Raw genomic sequence first — 17,365 nt, 5'->3', positions numbered from 1 at the left:
CGGTCAGGGCCGGCGAACCGCCGTGACATCGAGGCCCGACCGGTCGTAGCGGGCGAGGACCTCGGCGAGCGGCTCCGAGACCACCGCCATCTGATAGCCGCTCGCATGCAGAAGCGTCGCCGGGTCGCGCAGGATGCCGACATGGCCCTTCCAGTAGACGAGATCGCCGCGCCGCAAGGTGCCGCCCAGCCCGTCTTCCACCAACGAGCCGATGGCGCCCTGCTGCTGGTCGGTATCGCGCGGGACCGAAATTCCGGCCGCCGCCAGCGAAAGCTGCACCAGCCCAGAGCAATCGATGCCGAAAGCCGACCGGCCGCCCCAGAGATAGGGCGTTTCCAGAAACCGCTCGGCGACCGCGACGAAATCCGCCTGAGGCGGCCTGTCCAGCGCCTCGACATGGCGGGCGACGACGGCGCCGCTGCCGTCGGCCAGCCGGAAATAGGGCGTTCCCCGCGTCTCGGCCGTCTCGCCAAGCGCCAGGCGACTGCCGATCGAGAGCGTCGCCACCGGCGGCAGCTTCATGTCGGCGGCCGGATACACAAAGGTGCGAAGCGCCGTCACCCGGTGCGTCGGCTCGGGATCGAGCGGCCCGATCGCGTCGGCGGCGACGAAGCCGACATAGCCGTCCGTCTCGAGCTGGACCCAGGACCAGCCTTCGTCCGTCGTCTCGAACACGCGGACCGTCTCGCCACGCAGCGCCTCGCTGTCGATGGGGGCGTCCGGTCGCGGGGCGCGGCGAATGGCGGTGCGGGGCTCCGTGACGCGCCGGCGGGTACCGGTGACGAAGCGAGCCGCCTGCACCTGTCCCTCGAGCCTGGCATCGGCGAGATCGGCGCGAAACGCGTTGAGGCGAGGGTCCAGCGTCACAGCGGCAATTCCTTGTGGCGGGCGATGACGACGTCGCCCAGGCGCTCGACGGCGAGCGCGCCGGCGACGGTCCTTTGGATCACGACATTGCGGCGATCCCTGGCATCGCGATGCCGGCTGACCAGACCGAGCCGGCCCATCGTGTCGAGCGCGCGCGTGATCGCGGGCTTGGTAACGCCGAGCTTGGCGGCGAGCCCGCGCACCGTGTGCGGCGGCATTTCGAGATAGACGGTCAGGAGAACGGCCATCTGCCGCGCCGACAGATCGTGCCCACCGTCGCGGACGAGGTCGAGCGTCACGTCATGCCAGAGGCGCAGTGCCTGAAACGGCCTGAGTTCGACGGGCATGAACATTCCCCTATCCGCAATCGTTTCGGACCCGTTCTATTTAAGCCGGGTCCGACGCCTTCGACAAGGGTTGTCCTGGGTTCAGGATGCTACCCCGGACCCGAACCGCTCCTGGATCAGGGCGAACAGCGCGCGGATGGTCTGGGCCTCGCCGCCCTCCGGCCGCCCGGGCTTGCCGGATGGGTTCCAGGCATAGATATCGCCATGGATCCACGGGATCGTCTTGGGCACGAAACGATCGAGGAACAGCGCCGCCGTGATCGAGCCGGCGAAGCCGCCCGTGCCGGCATTGTTGATGTCGGCGATCTTGGAATCGATCATTGCCTCATAGGGCGCCCAGAGCGGCAGCCGCCACAGCGGGTCGGAATGCGCCTCGGCATGACGGGCAAGATCGGCGGCGAGCGCTTCGTCATGCGTGAAGACGGCCGGGATCTCCGGACCGAGGGCGACGCGGGCGGCGCCTGTCAGCGTGGCGAGATCGACCAGAAGGGCCGGATTTTCCTCCGCCGCCAGCGCCAGCGCGTCGGCGAGGATCAGCCGCCCCTCGGCGTCGGTATTGCCGATCTCCACCGTCACGCCGGCGCGCGAGCGCAGCACGTCGCCGGGCCGGAAGGCGGGGCCGGAAATCGCGTTCTCGACGGTCGGCACCAGCAGGCGAAGCCGGACGGGCAGCTTGGCGTCCATGATCATGTGGGCGAGGCCCATGGTATTGGCGGCGCCGCCCATGTCCTTCTTCATCAGAAGCATGCTGCTCGACGGCTTGATGTCGAGGCCGCCGGTATCGAAGGTGACGCCCTTGCCGACCAGCGTCACCTTGGGATGCTCGGGATTGCCCCAGACGAGATCGACGAGCCGCGGCGCGCGATCGACATCGGCGGCGCGGCCGACCGCATGGATCATCGGCAGGCTGGCGGAGAGGAGATCGCGGCCGACGATCTCGCTGACGGAGGCGCCGAACCGCGCGCCGAGCGCATGCACCGCTTCGGACAGTTCCGCCGGTCCGAGGTCGCTCGCCGGCGTGTTGACGAGATCGCGCACCAGCGTGATGGCGCGGGCCATGCTGCGGGCCCGGCCGGCATCGACGCCGGCGGGAACGACGAGGCGGGGCACCGGCGACGGGTTGGTCTTGTAGCGCTCGAAGCGGTAATTGCCGAGCGCCCAGCCGAGCGCGCCGAGCGCGGGATCCGGCAGGTCCGTGACGAAATGATAGTCGCCCTGCGGCAGGATGTTCGGGAGCTTGCCGGTGATCAGCGGCGCGCGACGGCGGCCGTCCGCCCGGCCGAGACCGAACAGGACGCGGCCGATGACGCCCTTGGCGTCGGCGATGATGGTGACGGCGCCGGCCGCCGCGTCGAAGCCGGTCGAACGCGCCCAGGCCGCCTCGACCTCGCCGATCGACGCCAGCAGCGCCTCCAGCCCGTCCGGCTCGACGGCATGGATCGGGATCGCAACGTCGGAACTGTCGATCAGGCTGTCGGTCACGGCACGGGTCCTTGGCGCTCGATTCGAAATGGGCGGCGATCATGGCCCCGCGCCACGACGGGATCAATCGGCCTCGGCGTCGCCGCATGGAGGAAGAGGCGGCGCGACAGGGATGATCTCCTGCCGCGAATTTTGCGCTAAGCTGACCCGGGGCCGCAGCCAAACCGCCCAATCACAAGGACATCATGCCGCCTGCCGCCGAAATATTGCTGGGAGACGCCACCGGATCGCAGCGCGACACGATCGTCCTGGACGGCTCGACCCTCCGCCTGTCGACGCTTTCCCTGATCGGGCGCGGACTGCTGCATGTCGTGCCATGCGAAGTTCGCCTCGTCGAAGTGCAGAACGCCTACGAGGCGGTGCGCGGGGCGGTCGAGGGCGGGCGTCCGCTCTATGGCGTGACGACCGGAGTCGGCGCGATCAAGGATCGCGCGGTCGCCCTCACCAGTTCGACCGACCGCACCGATCTCGTCCGCGCCCACCATTTCGGCGTCGGCGAGCCGCTGGCGCCCGAAATCGTCCGCGCCGGCATCGCCATCCGCGTCAACACCGCGCTCTCCGGCATGGTCGGCTGCAGTCCCGACCTCGTCCGCGCCTATGTCGCGGCGCTCGATGCCGACATCGTCCCCGTCGTGCGCCGCCTCGGCTCGATCGGCGCCGCCGATATCGGGCTGATGAGCCAGGTGGCGACGGCGCTCGCCGGCGAGGGCCAGGTGTTCCATCGCGGCGTCCTGAAACCGGCCGAAATGGCGCTGCGCGAGGCGGGCCTCACGCCGCACGTGTTCCGGCTGAAGGACGCGCTCTCCGCCGTCAGCACCAACGCGCTGACGGTCGCGAGCGCCGGGGCGACCCTGATCGAGGCGGCGCAGACGGTGCGCGTCGCCATGGCGACCGGATCGAGCGCGGCGGCGGCGCTGCGGGCGTCGCCCGAGCCCTGGCGGGTCGCCATGCGGATCGGTTCGCCGCGCGAGGCGGCCGCAGGAGCCGTGCTCACCGCCGTCGCCGACGCCTTTCCCTGGTCGCCGGCGACGCATCTGCACGATCCGCTCAGCTTGCGGATGATGGCGCAGATCTTCGGCGCCTCGGCCGGCGTCGTCGCCTTCGCAGCCGCCGCCGTCGAGGCGGCGACGGCGCGGCCAGACGACAATCCCGTCGTCATCGACGGCATCCCGATGACCTCGGGCGGGTCGCTGCCGCTCGAGCTGGCGCTGACCCTGCAATCGGTGGGTCCCGGCCTCGCCCATCTCGCCCGCAACATCCTGAACCGCATCGTTCTGATCGCCAATGGCGGGCGCGGCGTGCTGCCGACCAACCTGGTCTCCGAGGACACCGACGCCACCGGCTTCGGCCCGCTGGTGAAGCTCGCCGGCGATCTCGCCAGCCGCGTCATGGCGGAACTGGCGCCGGTTTCGGCGATGCCGCTCCTGATCGCCGGCGGCATGGAGGACGAGGCGATGTTCGCGCCGCTGATCGTCGAGCGCCTCAACCGCCAGATCACGGCGCTCCGGATGATGGTGGCGATCGAGGCGCTGCTGGCCGCCCAGGGTCTCGACATGCAGGGCCTGCAACCGGCCGGGCTGGTAGCGATCGTGCACGAATCCGTCCGGGCCGAAGTTGCCTTCCTCGACAAGGATCGCGCGCTTTCGCTCGACATCGAAACGATCGAGCGCAACCTTTTTCAGCCGGCGCTCTTGGAAACAGTCAGGAATTTCTACGAGTCCATCACAACGGATGAGCTCATTTTCTCGCATTGACCCGCACGTCACCCTAAGAACTATCGATACGGAACGGATCAACCGACAACCCTAGGAACCCCGCCATGAAAGCCTTGAAGACCCTCGTGGCCGCCGCCGCGATCCTCGCCTCCATCGGCACGGCGCAGGCGGCCGATGTCGTCGTGTCCTCCAAGATCGACACGGAGGGGACGCTGCTCGGCAACGTCATCGCACTCGTGCTCGAGGCGAACGGCATCTCGGTCGACGACCGCATCTCGCTCGGCGGCACGCCCGTGGTGCGCAAGGCGATCACCGCCGGCGAGATCGACATCTATCCCGAATATACCGGCAACGCCGCCTTCTTCTTCAACAAGGCCGACGACCCGGTCTGGAAGGACGCCGCCAAGGGCTATGAGACGGCGAAGACGCTCGACTACGATGCCAACAAGATCGTCTGGCTCTCGCCCTCGCCCGCCAACAACACCTGGGCGATCGGCCTGCGCGGCGAGGTGGCGGAAGCCAACAGCCTGAAATCGCTCAGCGATTTCGGCAAGTGGGTCGCCGGCGGCGGCAAGGTGAAGCTGGCCGGCTCGTCCGAGTTCGTCAATTCGGCGGCGGCCCTTCCGGCCTTCCAGACCGCCTATGGCTTCACGCTCAAGCCGGAGCAGCTGCTCGTGCTTTCCGGCGGCGACACCTCGGCGACGATCAAGGCGGCCGCCGAACAGACCGACGGCGTCAACGCCGCCATGGTCTACGGCACCGACGGCGCCATCCAGGCCGCCGGCCTCGTCGTGCTCCAGGACGACAAGGCGGTGCAGCCGGTCTATGCGCCGGCGCCGATCGTGCGCGAGGACGTGCTGAAGAAGTTCCCGAAGATCCAGGAAGTCCTGACGCCGGTGTTCGCCGCGCTCGACCTCAAGACGCTGCAGGAACTGAACGGCCGCATCCAGGTCGGCGGCGAGCCGGCCAAGGAAGTCGCCAAGAGCTGGCTGACCGAGAAGGGCCTGCTGAAGTAGTCCGACCGCTCCGCCCCGGGCGCGACTTCACGTGAAACCGGACGACGGCGAAACCGTCGCCGTCCGGGGGTTAACAGGCCGCGATCCGTTAACCTGCCGTTAGCCAATATCATCTTGCGGCGCGGGGAATTGGCCCTAAGCTTCCCTCTCGCACCGCGTCGAGATTTCGGCGCGCCAGTTCGGCCGAGGCAGCCTGCCTTCAAAGGGGACCCACCGGCTTGACGGACGCCAGCCAGACCGCCGCTCCACCCGTGCCGCTCACCGCCCGCCTCGATCGGGTCGGCATCGTCGTGGCGCTGATCGCCATCGTCGGCATGGACTGGCAGTCCTTCGCCACCCTGAAACCGAACCGGCTCATCTCCGGCCAGGGCCTCAGCCTGGGCGCCTCGCTGCCGACGCTCTGGGCGGCGATCGGCATCGGCATCCTGTCGCTCGCCACCATCGTCGCCGTGCTGCGCACCGGCGCCTGGCTCCGGCTCGCCACCGGCGTCGTCTCGCTGCTGCTGCTTGCCATCTTGATCGGCATCGTGCCGGCGACGGTCGTGCCGCCCGGCAACAATTTCGCCCGCGTCTCGCCGGCCTCCGGCTTCTGGCTGATGGCCTTCGCCTTCGCGGTGCTCACCACCGACGCCATCGCCAAGCTGAAGCTCGGACCCTTCGCCCGGCTCGGCATGCTGGCGGGGGCGGCGGTCGCCGTCGCGCTCATCCTCGGCTCCGGCCACTGGGACGGGCTGTCGATCCTGAAGGAATACGCTACCAACGCCGACAAGTTCTGGCGCGAGGGGCGGCAGCACATCCTGCTCGCCGTCAGCTCGCTCGCCGCCGCGATCGTCGTCGGCCTGCCGCTCGGCATCGCCTGCCACCGCAACGCGACCTTGCGCGGCATCACGCTGCCGGTCCTCAACATCATCCAGACCGTGCCGTCGATGGCGATGTACGGGCTGATGATCGTGCCGCTCAGCCTGTTCGCCGCCTCGTTCCCGATCGCCGCCCAGCTCGGCATTCGCGGCATCGGCACGGCGCCGGCGCTGATCGCGCTCTTCCTCTATTCGCTGCTCCCCGTCGTCGCCAACACGGTGGTCGGCCTCGGCGAGGTGCGCCGCTCGGTGGTCGAGGCGGCCGAGGGCATGGGCATGACCAAGCACCAGCGCCTGTTCCAGGTCGAGCTGCCGCTGGCGCTCCCCGTCATCCTGACCGGCATCCGCATCGTGCTGGTGCAGAATATCGGCCTCGTCACCATCGCGGCGCTGATCGGCGGCGGCGGCTTCGGCACCTTCGTCTTCCAGGGCATCGGCCAGGCGGCGACCGATCTCGTCCTTCTCGGCGCCGTACCGACGATCGCGCTCGCCTTCACGGCGGCGATCCTCCTCGACGCCATCATCGAACTCACCGAAAGGCGCCGGCTTTGATCGAACTCGAGCATGTCAGCCGCCGCTTCGGCGACCAGACCGCCGTCGACGACGTCTCCTTCTCCGTCGAGCGCGGTACCATCACCGTCATCGTCGGCACCTCCGGCTCCGGCAAGTCGACGACGCTTCGGATGATCAACCGGCTGATCGAGCCCTCCTCCGGCACGATCACGATCGACGGCAAGGACGCCGCCTCGGTCTCGGGCGAGGAGCTGCGGCGCGGCATCGGCTATGTCATCCAGGGCAACGGCCTGTTCCCGCACTGGACGGTCGCCCGCAACATCGCCACCGTGCCGACCCTGCTCGGCTGGGACCAGGCCCGCATCGCCAAGCGCGTCGACGAACTGCTGACGCTCTTCAGCATGAAGCCGGCGGATTTCGCCAAAAAGTTCCCGCACCAGCTTTCCGGCGGCGAACAGCAGCGCGTCGGCGTCGCCCGCGCGCTCGCCGCCGAACCCGGCCTGCTCCTGATGGACGAGCCCTTCGGCGCGCTCGACCCGATCATCCGCGCCAAGGCGCAGGAGGATCTCCTCGCCGTGCAGCAGAGGCTCGGCATCACCGTCGTGCTGGTCACGCATGACATGGAGGAGGCGATCCATCTCGGCGACCGGATAGCCGTGATGGACAAGGGCAAGCTGCTGCAATACGCGACGCCGACCGAGATCCTGGCGCAGCCCGCGCCCGGCTTCGTCGCCAAGCTTGTCGACGGCGTCGACCGGCCGTTCCGGCTCTTGTCGCTCGCGCCGGTCTCGCAGATCGTCGAGCCCGGCACGGCGGAAGGCCCGCCCATTCTCGAGACGGCGACGTTGCGCGACGCGCTTTCGGAGCTGCTCTGGCACCAGCGCGAGGCGCTGCCCGTCACGGCCGAGGATGGCACGCCGCGCGGCCGGATTTCGCTCGCCGCCCTGCTCGCGCATGCCGGCGGCCCGACCTGCGGCGGTCTGCCGGGCGGTAATCTGCCCGGCGGCACGGCAACAGGCGGCACGGCATGAGGCGGTTCGTCGGCCCGGTCGCCCGCCTCGCGGCGCTGGCGCTGCTGCTCGCGCTCGTGCTCCGGCCCGACTGGTTCGAGCCGATCCTGAAGCCGTTCACCGAGAACAACGCGCCGGTGATCTACACCCAGTCGAGCCTGCTCAGCCTGACGCTCGCCCATCTTGGGCTCGTCGCGGTGGCGAGCGTCATCGGCACGGCGCTGGCGCTGGTCATGGGCGTGTTCGTCACGAGGCCGATGGGGGCGGAGTTCCTGCCGCTGTCGCGCAGCCTCGTCAATATCGGCCAGACCTTCCCGCCCGTCGCCGTGCTGGCGCTCGCCGTGCCGGTGGTCGGCTTCGGCCTGAAGCCGACGCTGATCGCGCTCGTCCTCTACGGGCTGCTGCCGATCTTCGAGAACACGATCACGGGCCTCAAGGAAGTGCCCGGCAACGTCGTCGAGGCAGCGCGCGGCATGGGGCTGTCGCCGCAGCAGCAGCTTTTTCGCGTTGAGCTGCCGCTCGCGCTGCCCGTCATCCTCGCCGGCATCCGGCTTTCGGTCGTCATCAACATGGGCACGGCGACGATCGGCTCGACGGTCGCGGCGAAGGGCCTCGGCGAGGTGATCATCGCCGGGCTGCTCACCTCCAACACCTCGTTCATCCTGCAGGGCGGCATCATCGTCGCACTGCTCGCCGTGCTGCTCTATGACGCCTTAGCGATCCTCGAACGCCGCGTCGCCCGCCGTACCGGCCGCCTGGCGGAGGTGGCGGGATGAGGGCGCCCGCCGAGCCGCCATCCTTCGAAGCCTCTGAGGCCGTGGCTTCACGGCTTCCTGGGTGTCTGACCCATCGTGCATTGGGCGCCGTCCTTTCACCTCTCCCATGGGGAGAGGTCGACGGCCGCAGGCCGTCGGGTGAGGGGTTGAGGCCTCACCGGAGAGTTCCCTACCCCCTCACCCGGAGCTTCGCTCCGACCTCTCCCCATGGGAGAGGTGAAGGGGTGCCGGCGGACTCCCTTTCCCGCCCTCGGGAGAGGGTTGGGGTGAGGGTGTCCAGGCACACACGGTCCGTCATCCCGGCGAAGGCCGGGATCCACCGGCCGGAAGCCAATCCCCTCGGACGGTGTTCATGGGCCCCGGCCTTCGCCGGGGCGACGGGTGCTTGGGTAGCGCCGTGCGTCCTTCGAGACGGCCCTTCGGGCCTCCTCAGGATGTTGGCCGCTGGGCGCCATATCGGCCCTGAGAAGACCGAAAACACAGACCTCAACATGCTGAGGAGCGGCCGACGGCCGCGTCTCGAAGCACGCACTGGTCTCGACACAGTCATCGGGTGACCGCATGAGCGATTTCGATCTCGTCCTTTCCGGCACCGTCGTCACCGCCGACCGCGTCATTCCCGGCGGCTTCGTTGCCGTCTCCGACGGCAAGGTGGCGCTGATCGGCCAGGGCGAGGCGCCCTCCGCGCGGGAAAGGCACGAACTCGGCAACGCGCTGATCCTGCCCGGCGCCATCGATGCGCAGGTGCATTCGCTGAGCCAGAGGAACCAGGAAGATTTCCTCTGGTCGACCCGCTCGGCGGCGGCGGGCGGCGTCACCACCATCGTCGACATGCCCTATGACGAGGGCAATCTCGTCTGCTCGGCCGAGGCAGTGGCGAAAAAGGTCGCGCATGCGAGCCCGCAGGCGCGCGTCGACTTCGCCCTCTACGGCACGATCGACCCCGAGGAAGGCCCGGCCCGCATTCCCGAAATGGTCGCGGCCGGCGTCGCCGCGTTCAAATTCTCGACCTTCGGCACCGACCCGAAGCGCTTCCCGCGCATCGCGCCGGCCCTGCTCGCCGACTGCTTCGCCGCCATCGCGCCGACCGGGCTCACCGCCGGCGTGCACAACGAGATCCACGAGGCGGTCGACGCGCATATGGCCCGCGTCCGCGCCTCGGGGATCACCGACTGGCGCGCGCACGGCCTGTCGCGGCCGCCGCTCACCGAGCTTCTCGCCGATGTCGAGATCTTCGAGACCGGCGCGCTGACCGGCTGCCCGGCGCATGTCGTGCATTCGTCGCTGGCGCGCGGGGCGGAGCTCGCCGCCCGCTACCGCGCCGAGGGTTTTGCTGCAACCGTCGAGGTCTGCATCCACTATCTGACGCTCGACGAGGAAAACGACGTCCGCCGCCTTGGCGGCAAGGCGAAGATCAACCCGCCGATCCGGCCGCGCGCCGAGGTCGAGGCGCTCTGGCGGCAGGTCGCGCTCGGCAATGTCGCCCTCGTCTCGACCGACCATGTCTCCTGGTCGGAGGACCGCAAGACCAAGCCCGCCATGCTGGAAAATGCCTCCGGCGCGCCGGGGCTCGAGGTGATGGTGCCGCTCTTCGTCAAGGGCGCGCTCGAACGCGGCCTGCCGCTGACATGGGCCGCGAGGCTGATGGCCGCCAATCCGGCGCGGCACTTCCGCATCGACCACGAGAAGGGCGCGCTCGCGATCGGCAGGGATGCCGACATTGTCGTGTTGACACCCGAGCCGCTCCTCTATGACGCAGGGGCAAGTGGGCATAATGTCGTCGGTTGGAGCCCCTATAACGGCATCAAGCTCCCCTGGCGCGTGAGCGGAACGTTCCTGCGCGGGATCCAGGCCTTCGACGGACGCGACGTGCTGGCCGAACCCGGATCCGGCCGCTTCGTCCGGCCGCCAGCCACCCTGCCGATCGGAAATTGACCCGCCGAATGCGCACCAATCTGCCCGTCGACGAAACCCGGCTGTGGGACGATCTGATGGCGCTCGCCGCGCTGACCGATCCCGACCATCCCTGGACCCGCCGCGCCTTCTCGCCGATGTTCCTGGAGGGCCGCGCCTATGTCGCCGATCGCATGCGCGAGGCGGGCCTCGCCGTCCGCCTCGACGCCGCCGGCAACCTGATCGGCCGGCGCGAGGGCCGCAACGAGGACGCGAGAGCGATCGTCATCGGTTCGCACAGCGACACCGTGCCGGATGGCGGCCGCTTCGACGGCACCGCCGGCGTGATGGCCGGCATCGCCGTCGCCCGCAGCCTGCAGCGCGACGGCACGAAGCTCGATCATGCCTTCGAGGTGATCGACTGCCTGGCCGAGGAGGTGTCGATCTTCGGCCTCTCCTGCATCGGCAGCCGCGCCGTCGCCGGCCAGCTGTCGGAGGAGCAGCTGAACCGCTCGGAGCCGACCGGCGAGATCCTCGCCGCCGCGATCGACCGCATGGGCGGCGACGTCGACAATCTCGACGACGCGCGCCGCGACGACATCGCCGCCTATCTGGAGCTTCATATCGAGCAGGGGCCGGTGCTCGCCGACCAGCGCCGCGACATCGGCATCGTCACGGCGATCGCAGGCATCACGCGGATCGAGATCGTCGTCGAGGGCCGCGCCGACCATGCCGGCACGACGCCGATGACGCTGCGCCAGGACGCGCTCGCCGGCGCTGCCGCCGTCGTCTCCGTCATCGCCAAGGATGCGCGACGCCGCGCCGCCGCCGGCCATGGCCATTTCGTCGCCACCATCGGCGAGTTCCGCATCGAGCCGAACGCCGCCAATGTGGTGCCGAGCCGGGTCACCATGCTGCTCGATGCCCGCGCCGAGGAACGCAGCTTCCTGGAAGGCTTCGTCGCCGAGCTGCAGCCGCTGCTGCAGCGGGCGATGTCCGGGACGGGCACGCGGATCACCACCTTCCGCGTCCTCTCCGACGCGATGCCGGCGCTCTCCGATCCCGGCTTGCTCGACGTGCTGGAGGAAGCGAGCGCGACGCTCGGCCTGTCGTCGCTGCGGATGGCGTCGGGCGCCGGCCACGACATGGCCTGGTTCTCGCGCATCGCGCCGGCCGCGATGATCTTCATTCCGTCGAAGGACGGCCGCAGCCACACGCCGGACGAATGGTCGGAGCCGGGCGAGATCGCCGCCGGCGCCGCCGTCCTCTACGAGGCCGTGCTCCGCCTCGACAAGACGCTCCGCTGACGCAGAAAGGAACCAACATGGGTCGCATCCTGACCGAGAAAGACGTCGAGGCCGCCGTGCGCGGCGGATCGGTCTATGCGGCGGGCGGCGGCGGCTGGGCCGATCACGGCCGCATGCTGGGCCTCGCCGCCGTGCGCATCGGCCGCCCGGAGCTGGTCTCGGTCGAGGAGCTTGATAGGGATGACTGGGTCGCCACCGCCGCCGCCATCGGCGCGCCGGCCGGCACCACCGCCTGGGAGATGCAGGGCGTCGACTACGTACACGCGGTGCGGCTGCTGCAGGACGCGCTGGGCGAGCCGATCGCGGCGCTGATGGTCGGCCAGAACGGCCGCTCGTCGACGCTGAACGGCTGGCTGCCCTCGGCCATCCTCGGCACCAAGGTGCTCGACGCCGTCGGCGACATCCGCGCGCATCCGACCGGCGACATGGGCTCGATCGGCCTCGCCGCCTCGCCGGTACAGACGATCCAGACGGCGGTGGGCGGAAACAGGGCCGAGAACCGCTACATCGAGCTCGTCGTGCGCGGCGCGACGGCCAAGGTCTCGCCGGTGCTTCGAACCGCCTCGGACATGTCGGGCGGCTTCATCGCCTCGGCCCGCAATCCCGTCCGCGCCAGCTATGTGAAGAAGAACGCGGCGCTCGGCGGCATCTCGATGGCGCTTGCGCTCGGCGAGGCGATCCTCGAGGCGGAAGGCAAGGGCGGCGCCGCCGTCATCGACGCGATCTGCAAGGTGACGGGCGGCACGATCGCCGTCTCGGGCCGGATCGCCAGGAAGGACGTCGTCTACACCAACGCCGCCTTCGACATCGGCACGGTCGTCATCGGCAGCGGCGCCAAGGCGACGACGCTGCACGTCATGAACGAATACATGGCGATCGACGATGCCGATGGCGCCCGCCTCGCCACCTTCCCCGACGTCATCACCACGCTCGACAAGGACGGCGAGCCGCTTTCGGTCGGCCAGCTCGCGGTCGGCATGACGGTGCATGTGCTGCATGTGCCGAAGACGATCATCCCGCTCTCGGCCGGCGTGCTCGATCCGTCCGTCTACCCTCCGGTCGAGGCGGCGATGGGCATCGAGATCGCCCGCTACGTCTTCGAGGAAGAGAAGAAGAAGCGGAAGGGCAAGAAATGAGGGGGGCAAAGTGATGCGGAACCCGCGCTATCCTGTCACCTCCGGCACGACGCTGCGCTGCAAGGGCTGGCGGCAGGAGGGGCTGCTGCGGCTCCTCGAAAACGTGCTCTCGGTCGGCGAGGATCCGGACAGCCTCGTCGTCTACGCAGCGCTCGGCAAGGCGGCGCGCAACTGGGCGGCGCATGACGCGATCGTCGAAGCGCTGAAAGCCATGGACGAGGACCAGACGCTCATCGTCCAGTCCGGCAAACCGATCGGCCTTCTGAGGACGCAGACGCAGGCGCCCATCGTCATCATGGCGAACTGCAACATCGTCGGCCAATGGGCGAAGGCGGAATATTTCTACGAGCTGGAGCAGAAGGGCCTGATCTGCTGGGGCGGGCTCACCGCCGGCGCCTGGCAGTATATCGGCAGCCAGGGCGTCATCCAGGGCACCTACGAGATCTTCATGCGGATCGCCGAGAAGCATTTTGGCGGCGATCTCGCCGGCCGCTTCATCCTGACCGCCGGCCTCGGCGGCATGGGCGGCTCGCAGCCGCTCGCCGGCCGGATGGCCAACGCCGCCATCCTCGCCGTCGACGTCGATCCCGAGCGGGCCGAAAAGCGCAAGGCGATCGGCTATGTCGACGAGATCGCGCCCGACCTCGACACCGCCTTGCAGCGGATCGCCCATGCCCGCCACCACCGCGAGCCGCTCTCCGTCGCGCTCGTCGGCAACGCCGCCGATATCTATCCCGAGATCGTTCGACGCGGCATCGTGCCTGACATCGTCACGGACCAGACCTCGGCGCATGACCTCGTCTATGGCTATGTCCCGGCGGGGCTGTCGCTCGCCGAAGTGCGGGCGCTGCGCCAATCGGACCCGGCAAGACTGATGGCGCTGTCGCGCGCGTCGATCGTCACCGAGGTCCGCGCCATGCTGGAGTTCCAGCGCCGCGGCGCCGTCGTCTTCGACAATGGCAATCTGATCCGCACCCAGGCGCGCGAGGGCGGGGTGGAAAACGCCTTCGACATCCCGATCTTCACCGAAGCCTATCTGCGCCCGCTCTTCGCCCGCGCCATCGGGCCGTTCCGCTGGATGGCGCTTGCCAACGATCCCGACGACATCCGGAAGATCGACGACCGCGTGCTCGAGCTCTTCCCCGACGACCGCATCGTCGCCAACTGGATCCGGCTGGCGCGCGAGAACGTGCCGTTCGAGGGGCTGCCGGCGCGGATCGCCTGGCTCGGCCACGGCGCGCGCACAAAGCTCGCGCTCGCCGTCAACGACATGGTGGCGTCGGGCGCGCTCTCCGGCCCGATCGCGTTTTCGCGCGACCATCTCGACGCCGGCGCCATGGCGCATCCCAACATCATGACGGAAAACCTGCGCGACGGCTCCGACGCCATCGCCGACTGGCCGCTCCTCGACGCGATGGCGCTGGCATCCTCCGGCGCCGATCTCGTCACCGTGCATTCGGGCGGCGGCGGCTATGCCGGCTACATGACCTCGGCCGGCGTGACGCTGGTCGCCGACGGCACGCCGGAAGCCGCCGAACGGCTCCGCCGCGCCCTCGACAACGACACCTCGCTCGGCGTGCTGCGCTATGCCGATGCCGGCTATGAGGACGCGCTCGACGAGGCGGCGCGAAAGGGCATCCAGCGCTTCGACGTGCCGTCGGAAAAGGTCGTGCGCCGGAGCTGAAGCCCTACATGTCGAGGATCGCGCGCGGGCTCAGCCGGCCGCGCGCGAGATCGGCAAGTGCCCGGAAATTGCCCCGGAGGCGGCCGCGCCGGTCAATATGCGCCTCCGGCGCCAGCGAGCGGACGAGGTTGGAAGCGAGGTTGCGCCCGGCCTGCGACAGCACGCTCGTGAGCGGGATCAGCCCCTCGCGATAGAGATCGACCGGGTTGGCGACCTGCGAATAGCCATACCGCCGCCCGGAGACGCGCCCGCTCTTGATCGCCATGTGGACGCCGCGCGGCAGGACCGAGCGCACGACCCGGCCGTGGCGGGCGATCCGCCGGCTGAAATCGAGGTCCTCCAGCCAGCCATAAAGCGGCAGGTTCTCGTTGAAGCGCAGGCCGGCGGCGAAGACCGGCGCCAGCCGCACCGCCATGTTGCAGCCATAGGCGCCAAAGACCGCCTCGAGCTCCGGCTCGGCCGGCCCGTCGACCGTGCCGGATGACGCCGCCAGGATCGCCCGCGCCGCCTCGAACGGGATGCCGGCATTGCGCGCGCCATCGGCCAGAACGGTGCCGGTCACCAGGACGACATCGGCATGCGCCGCCAGGATCGCCTCGACCGCTGCCAGATAATCCGGCCGGACTAGGAAATCGTCGTCGAGGAACAGCACGGCGTCGAAGCCGGCGAGCTGGTCCAGGATGGCGTTGCGCTGGCGCGGCAGGTCGGCCATGGCGAAGCGGATGTCGAGCGGCAGGCCGAGGGCGGCAAGCCTGCCGGCGTCGACATCCTCCGGCCGGACGGCGCAGATGACGACCCGGTCGGCCGGCCGCGTCTGCCCGGCCAGCTCCGCCACGGCCTGCGACAGCGCCTCGCGCCGCCCCGTCGTGGCAATCCCGACTGCGAGCTTCAAGCCCCACTCCCTTCCTGGCTCGGGACCTTCCCTTTGAAGGATGTCCGAGCCTAGCAGGCGGGCGCCGGGCGTCTTTCCGCCGGACGGGGTAGCCGGCACGGCAATAGGGCGAGGGCGGGAAGGATTTGTTACGCCGGAAGAAGCAGGCCGCCGGGTCGGCTCCGCACGACGCCTCCCCACGCTCGCCGTCATCCCGGCCTCCGAGCCGGGATCCATTCAGCCGGGTTCCTACCGGAGAGGCTCCGGCCCCTGTGGATCCCTGCTTTCGCAGGGATGACGAGGAGCGTGAGGCCGGGACGGAGCGCGCGACGGGAGCGGCACCCGCTTGTCACTCCGCCAGCTGCGCACGTCGCCTCCACACGCTCGCCGTCATCCCGGCCTCCGAGCCGGGATCCATGCAGCCGTGGCATCGGGAGGTTCGCCGTGAAAGGCGCCTCCGCGCCCAAGGCCCCGGCCCCTGTGGATCCCTGCTTTCGCAGGGATGACGGCGAGTGTGGCGCGCGGCCTACCCGTGCGGGCGGGCAAAAATCTCGGCCAGTATGTCGACGAAGCGCTTGGGGTCGGCGTCGAAGGCGACGTGGGCGTTCGGGGCGCGATTTCCCCGGAAATGCGTGTCGATCACCGTGCGGCCGACGGTCAGCGCGCCTGAAGTCTCGACGTCGACATGCAGGTGGCGCGTCGTCAAAATCTCGCGGTCGACCAGATAGGCGACGCAGACGGCGTCATGCACCGGCGCGGTGCCGAGCACGTCCATCTTCTGGGCGATGTCGTGCATCTCGATGCGGAAGCGGACGATGTCCGACGTCGCCTTGCCGGCGGGCGTGCCGAGGGCTGCGAGGCGGTCGCAATCGGCATAGGAGACCAGCGCCCGGTGCGTCGCGTCGAGCGTCACCAGCGTCACCTTCTCGAAGCCGGCCGAGAAGACGCGCGCCGCCGCTTCCGGATCGGCCCAGATGTTGAACTCGGCCGAGGGCGTCATGTTGCCGATCTCGTGGCCGCCGCCCATGATGATCAGCTCCGGCACGCGCTTGGCGAAATCCGGATCGGCGGCGAGTGCTGCCGCGATGTTGGTGAGCGGGCCGACCGGCATCAGCGCGATCGGATCCTTGGCATTGCGATAGGTCTCGACGAGATAGTCGACGGCGCCCTTGTCGGCCTTCTTCGACTTCGCCGCCGGCACCGGCAGCGTCTCGACATGGAACTTGGACGCCTGGTCGGTGACGCCGCGGGCGACCGGGAAATTGCCGCGCACGAACGGGCGGTTCGAGCCCTCATAGACCGGGATGTCGGAGCGGCCGATATGGTCGAGCACGCGAAGCGTGTTGTCGGTGCAGAACTTGACCTCGACATTGCCGTTGACGGTGGTGACGCCGATCAGCTCGATTTCCGGATGCAGCGCCGCCAGCATGATGGCGACGGCGTCGTCGGTTCCGGTGTCGACGTCGAGAATGAGCTTCTGGGCCACGCGCGGCACTCCAATGGGCAGAGAAGAACGAAAGGCGGGAATCACGCTCCGACCAAGGGTCAAAGGCGGGACCGGCGGACGTTAGGGGGGCTCGCGCCGGAGCGTCAAGCCGTGGCGCCGGCTGCGTCGGGCCGGGCGCGCGCTCGAATCGCGGAACCGCGCTGGCGGCCACGGGTTTACTGCGACGACGGGTCGAACACGCTCGCCGACATGCAAACCGCGCGAAGATGCAAGCGATGCGTGCAGCGGCTATGCTGGAGCGGTTTCGAGCGAAGTGGATGCCGGTTCGCGTGAAGAAAACGCGACAAAGAGATAAAGCCCATTCAACGGGCCGATCCGCGCAATGCCCACCCTGGTGTCAGTTTGGCAACGATTTCCGCGCCAATCTCCGCCCAGCCTTTTTGA

At 69.2% G+C, this 17,365-nt stretch carries 13 protein-coding genes and 1 pseudogene; 9 read left to right on the top strand and 5 right to left on the bottom strand.

The genetic code is table 11. The annotated features are described in order from the left end of the window. Positions 1-3: 3 nt before the first annotated feature. The 3 genes from K32_RS23885 to K32_RS23875 all read right to left on the bottom strand — a co-directional run bounded on the left by K32_RS23885 (position 4) and on the right by K32_RS23875 (position 2,696). Positions 4-867 (bottom strand): NlpC/P60 family protein, encoded by an 864-nt coding sequence (locus K32_RS23885; RefSeq protein WP_201401868.1) that lies wholly within the window; start codon positions 865-867, stop codon positions 4-6. Further along, positions 864-1,214 carry a MarR family winged helix-turn-helix transcriptional regulator gene (locus K32_RS23880; protein ID WP_201404652.1) on the bottom strand — a complete coding sequence of 117 codons (351 nt, stop codon included), beginning with the start codon at positions 1,212-1,214 and terminating at the stop codon, positions 864-866. Before K32_RS23880 ends, K32_RS23885 begins: the two co-directional genes overlap by 4 nt. Before the next feature lie 81 nt (positions 1,215-1,295). Further along, complete coding sequence (locus K32_RS23875; RefSeq protein ID WP_201401867.1) at positions 1,296-2,696, bottom strand: M17 family metallopeptidase; 1,401 nt, start codon at positions 2,694-2,696, stop codon at positions 1,296-1,298. A 185-nt stretch (positions 2,697-2,881) separates the two neighbouring features. Between K32_RS23875 and K32_RS23870 the strand changes: the two genes are divergently transcribed. The 9 genes and pseudogenes from K32_RS23870 to K32_RS23830 all read left to right on the top strand — a co-directional run bounded on the left by K32_RS23870 (position 2,882) and on the right by K32_RS23830 (position 14,603). After that, positions 2,882-4,450 (top strand): aromatic amino acid lyase, encoded by a 1,569-nt coding sequence (locus K32_RS23870; RefSeq protein WP_201401866.1) that lies wholly within the window; start codon positions 2,882-2,884, stop codon positions 4,448-4,450. Between the two features lie 65 nt (positions 4,451-4,515). Further along, positions 4,516-5,427, top strand: a complete 912-nt coding sequence (locus K32_RS23865; protein ID WP_201401865.1) for an ABC transporter substrate-binding protein — start codon at positions 4,516-4,518, stop codon at positions 5,425-5,427. A 218-nt stretch (positions 5,428-5,645) separates the two neighbouring features. Then, positions 5,646-6,836, top strand: coding sequence for an ABC transporter permease (locus K32_RS23860; protein ID WP_201401864.1), 1,191 nt, complete (start codon positions 5,646-5,648; stop codon positions 6,834-6,836). Next, positions 6,833-7,765, top strand: a pseudogene (locus K32_RS23855) (ABC transporter ATP-binding protein); the annotation flags it as partial. The gene K32_RS23860 and the pseudogene K32_RS23855, both read left to right, overlap by 4 nt. A gap of 59 nt (positions 7,766-7,824) precedes the next feature. Next, complete coding sequence (locus K32_RS23850) at positions 7,825-8,583, top strand: ABC transporter permease (RefSeq protein WP_201401863.1); 759 nt, start codon at positions 7,825-7,827, stop codon at positions 8,581-8,583. A gap of 561 nt (positions 8,584-9,144) precedes the next feature. Further along, positions 9,145-10,518 carry a dihydroorotase family protein gene (locus tag K32_RS23845; RefSeq protein WP_201401862.1) on the top strand — a complete coding sequence of 458 codons (1,374 nt, stop codon included), beginning with the start codon at positions 9,145-9,147 and terminating at the stop codon, positions 10,516-10,518. Between the two features lie 8 nt (positions 10,519-10,526). Further along, entirely contained in the window at positions 10,527-11,783 is a 1,257-nt protein-coding gene (locus K32_RS23840) for a Zn-dependent hydrolase (protein WP_201401861.1), read from the top strand. 17 nt (positions 11,784-11,800) lie between these two features. After that, positions 11,801-12,919: a DUF917 family protein gene (locus K32_RS23835; protein ID WP_201401860.1), complete on the top strand. Its 1,119-nt coding sequence runs from the start codon at positions 11,801-11,803 to the stop codon at positions 12,917-12,919. Positions 12,920-12,932: 13 nt separating this feature from the next. Further along, positions 12,933-14,603, top strand: a complete 1,671-nt coding sequence (locus K32_RS23830) for a urocanate hydratase (RefSeq protein ID WP_201401859.1) — start codon at positions 12,933-12,935, stop codon at positions 14,601-14,603. 4 nt (positions 14,604-14,607) lie between these two features. Here the strand turns inward: K32_RS23830 and K32_RS23825 are convergent, their stop codons facing one another. Then, positions 14,608-15,495, bottom strand: coding sequence for a glycosyltransferase family 2 protein (locus K32_RS23825; RefSeq protein ID WP_244669731.1), 888 nt, complete (start codon positions 15,493-15,495; stop codon positions 14,608-14,610). 505 nt (positions 15,496-16,000) lie between these two features. Next, positions 16,001-16,960 (bottom strand): nucleoside hydrolase, encoded by a 960-nt coding sequence (locus tag K32_RS23820; RefSeq protein ID WP_244669729.1) that lies wholly within the window; start codon positions 16,958-16,960, stop codon positions 16,001-16,003. Positions 16,961-17,365 lie beyond the last annotated feature (405 nt).

The organism is Kaistia sp. 32K, from assembly GCF_016629525.1.
In the GTDB taxonomy this organism is placed as follows: Bacteria; Pseudomonadota; Alphaproteobacteria; order Rhizobiales; family Kaistiaceae; genus Kaistia.
This window is presented reverse-complemented; position numbering and strand designations above follow the sequence as displayed.

Coding starts and splice junctions, on each gene's coding strand:
- K32_RS23880 (WP_201404652.1), bottom strand. CDS start 1,214: ATGCCCGTCGAACTCAGGCCGTTTCAGGCACTGCGCCTCTGGCATGAC.
- K32_RS23840 (WP_201401861.1), top strand. CDS start 10,527: ATGCGCACCAATCTGCCCGTCGACGAAACCCGGCTGTGGGACGATCTG.
- K32_RS23865 (WP_201401865.1), top strand. CDS start 4,516: ATGAAAGCCTTGAAGACCCTCGTGGCCGCCGCCGCGATCCTCGCCTCC.
- K32_RS23845 (WP_201401862.1), top strand. CDS start 9,145: ATGAGCGATTTCGATCTCGTCCTTTCCGGCACCGTCGTCACCGCCGAC.
- K32_RS23850 (WP_201401863.1), top strand. CDS start 7,825: ATGAGGCGGTTCGTCGGCCCGGTCGCCCGCCTCGCGGCGCTGGCGCTG.
- K32_RS23835 (WP_201401860.1), top strand. CDS start 11,801: ATGGGTCGCATCCTGACCGAGAAAGACGTCGAGGCCGCCGTGCGCGGC.
- K32_RS23870 (WP_201401866.1), top strand. CDS start 2,882: ATGCCGCCTGCCGCCGAAATATTGCTGGGAGACGCCACCGGATCGCAG.
- K32_RS23830 (WP_201401859.1), top strand. CDS start 12,933: ATGCGGAACCCGCGCTATCCTGTCACCTCCGGCACGACGCTGCGCTGC.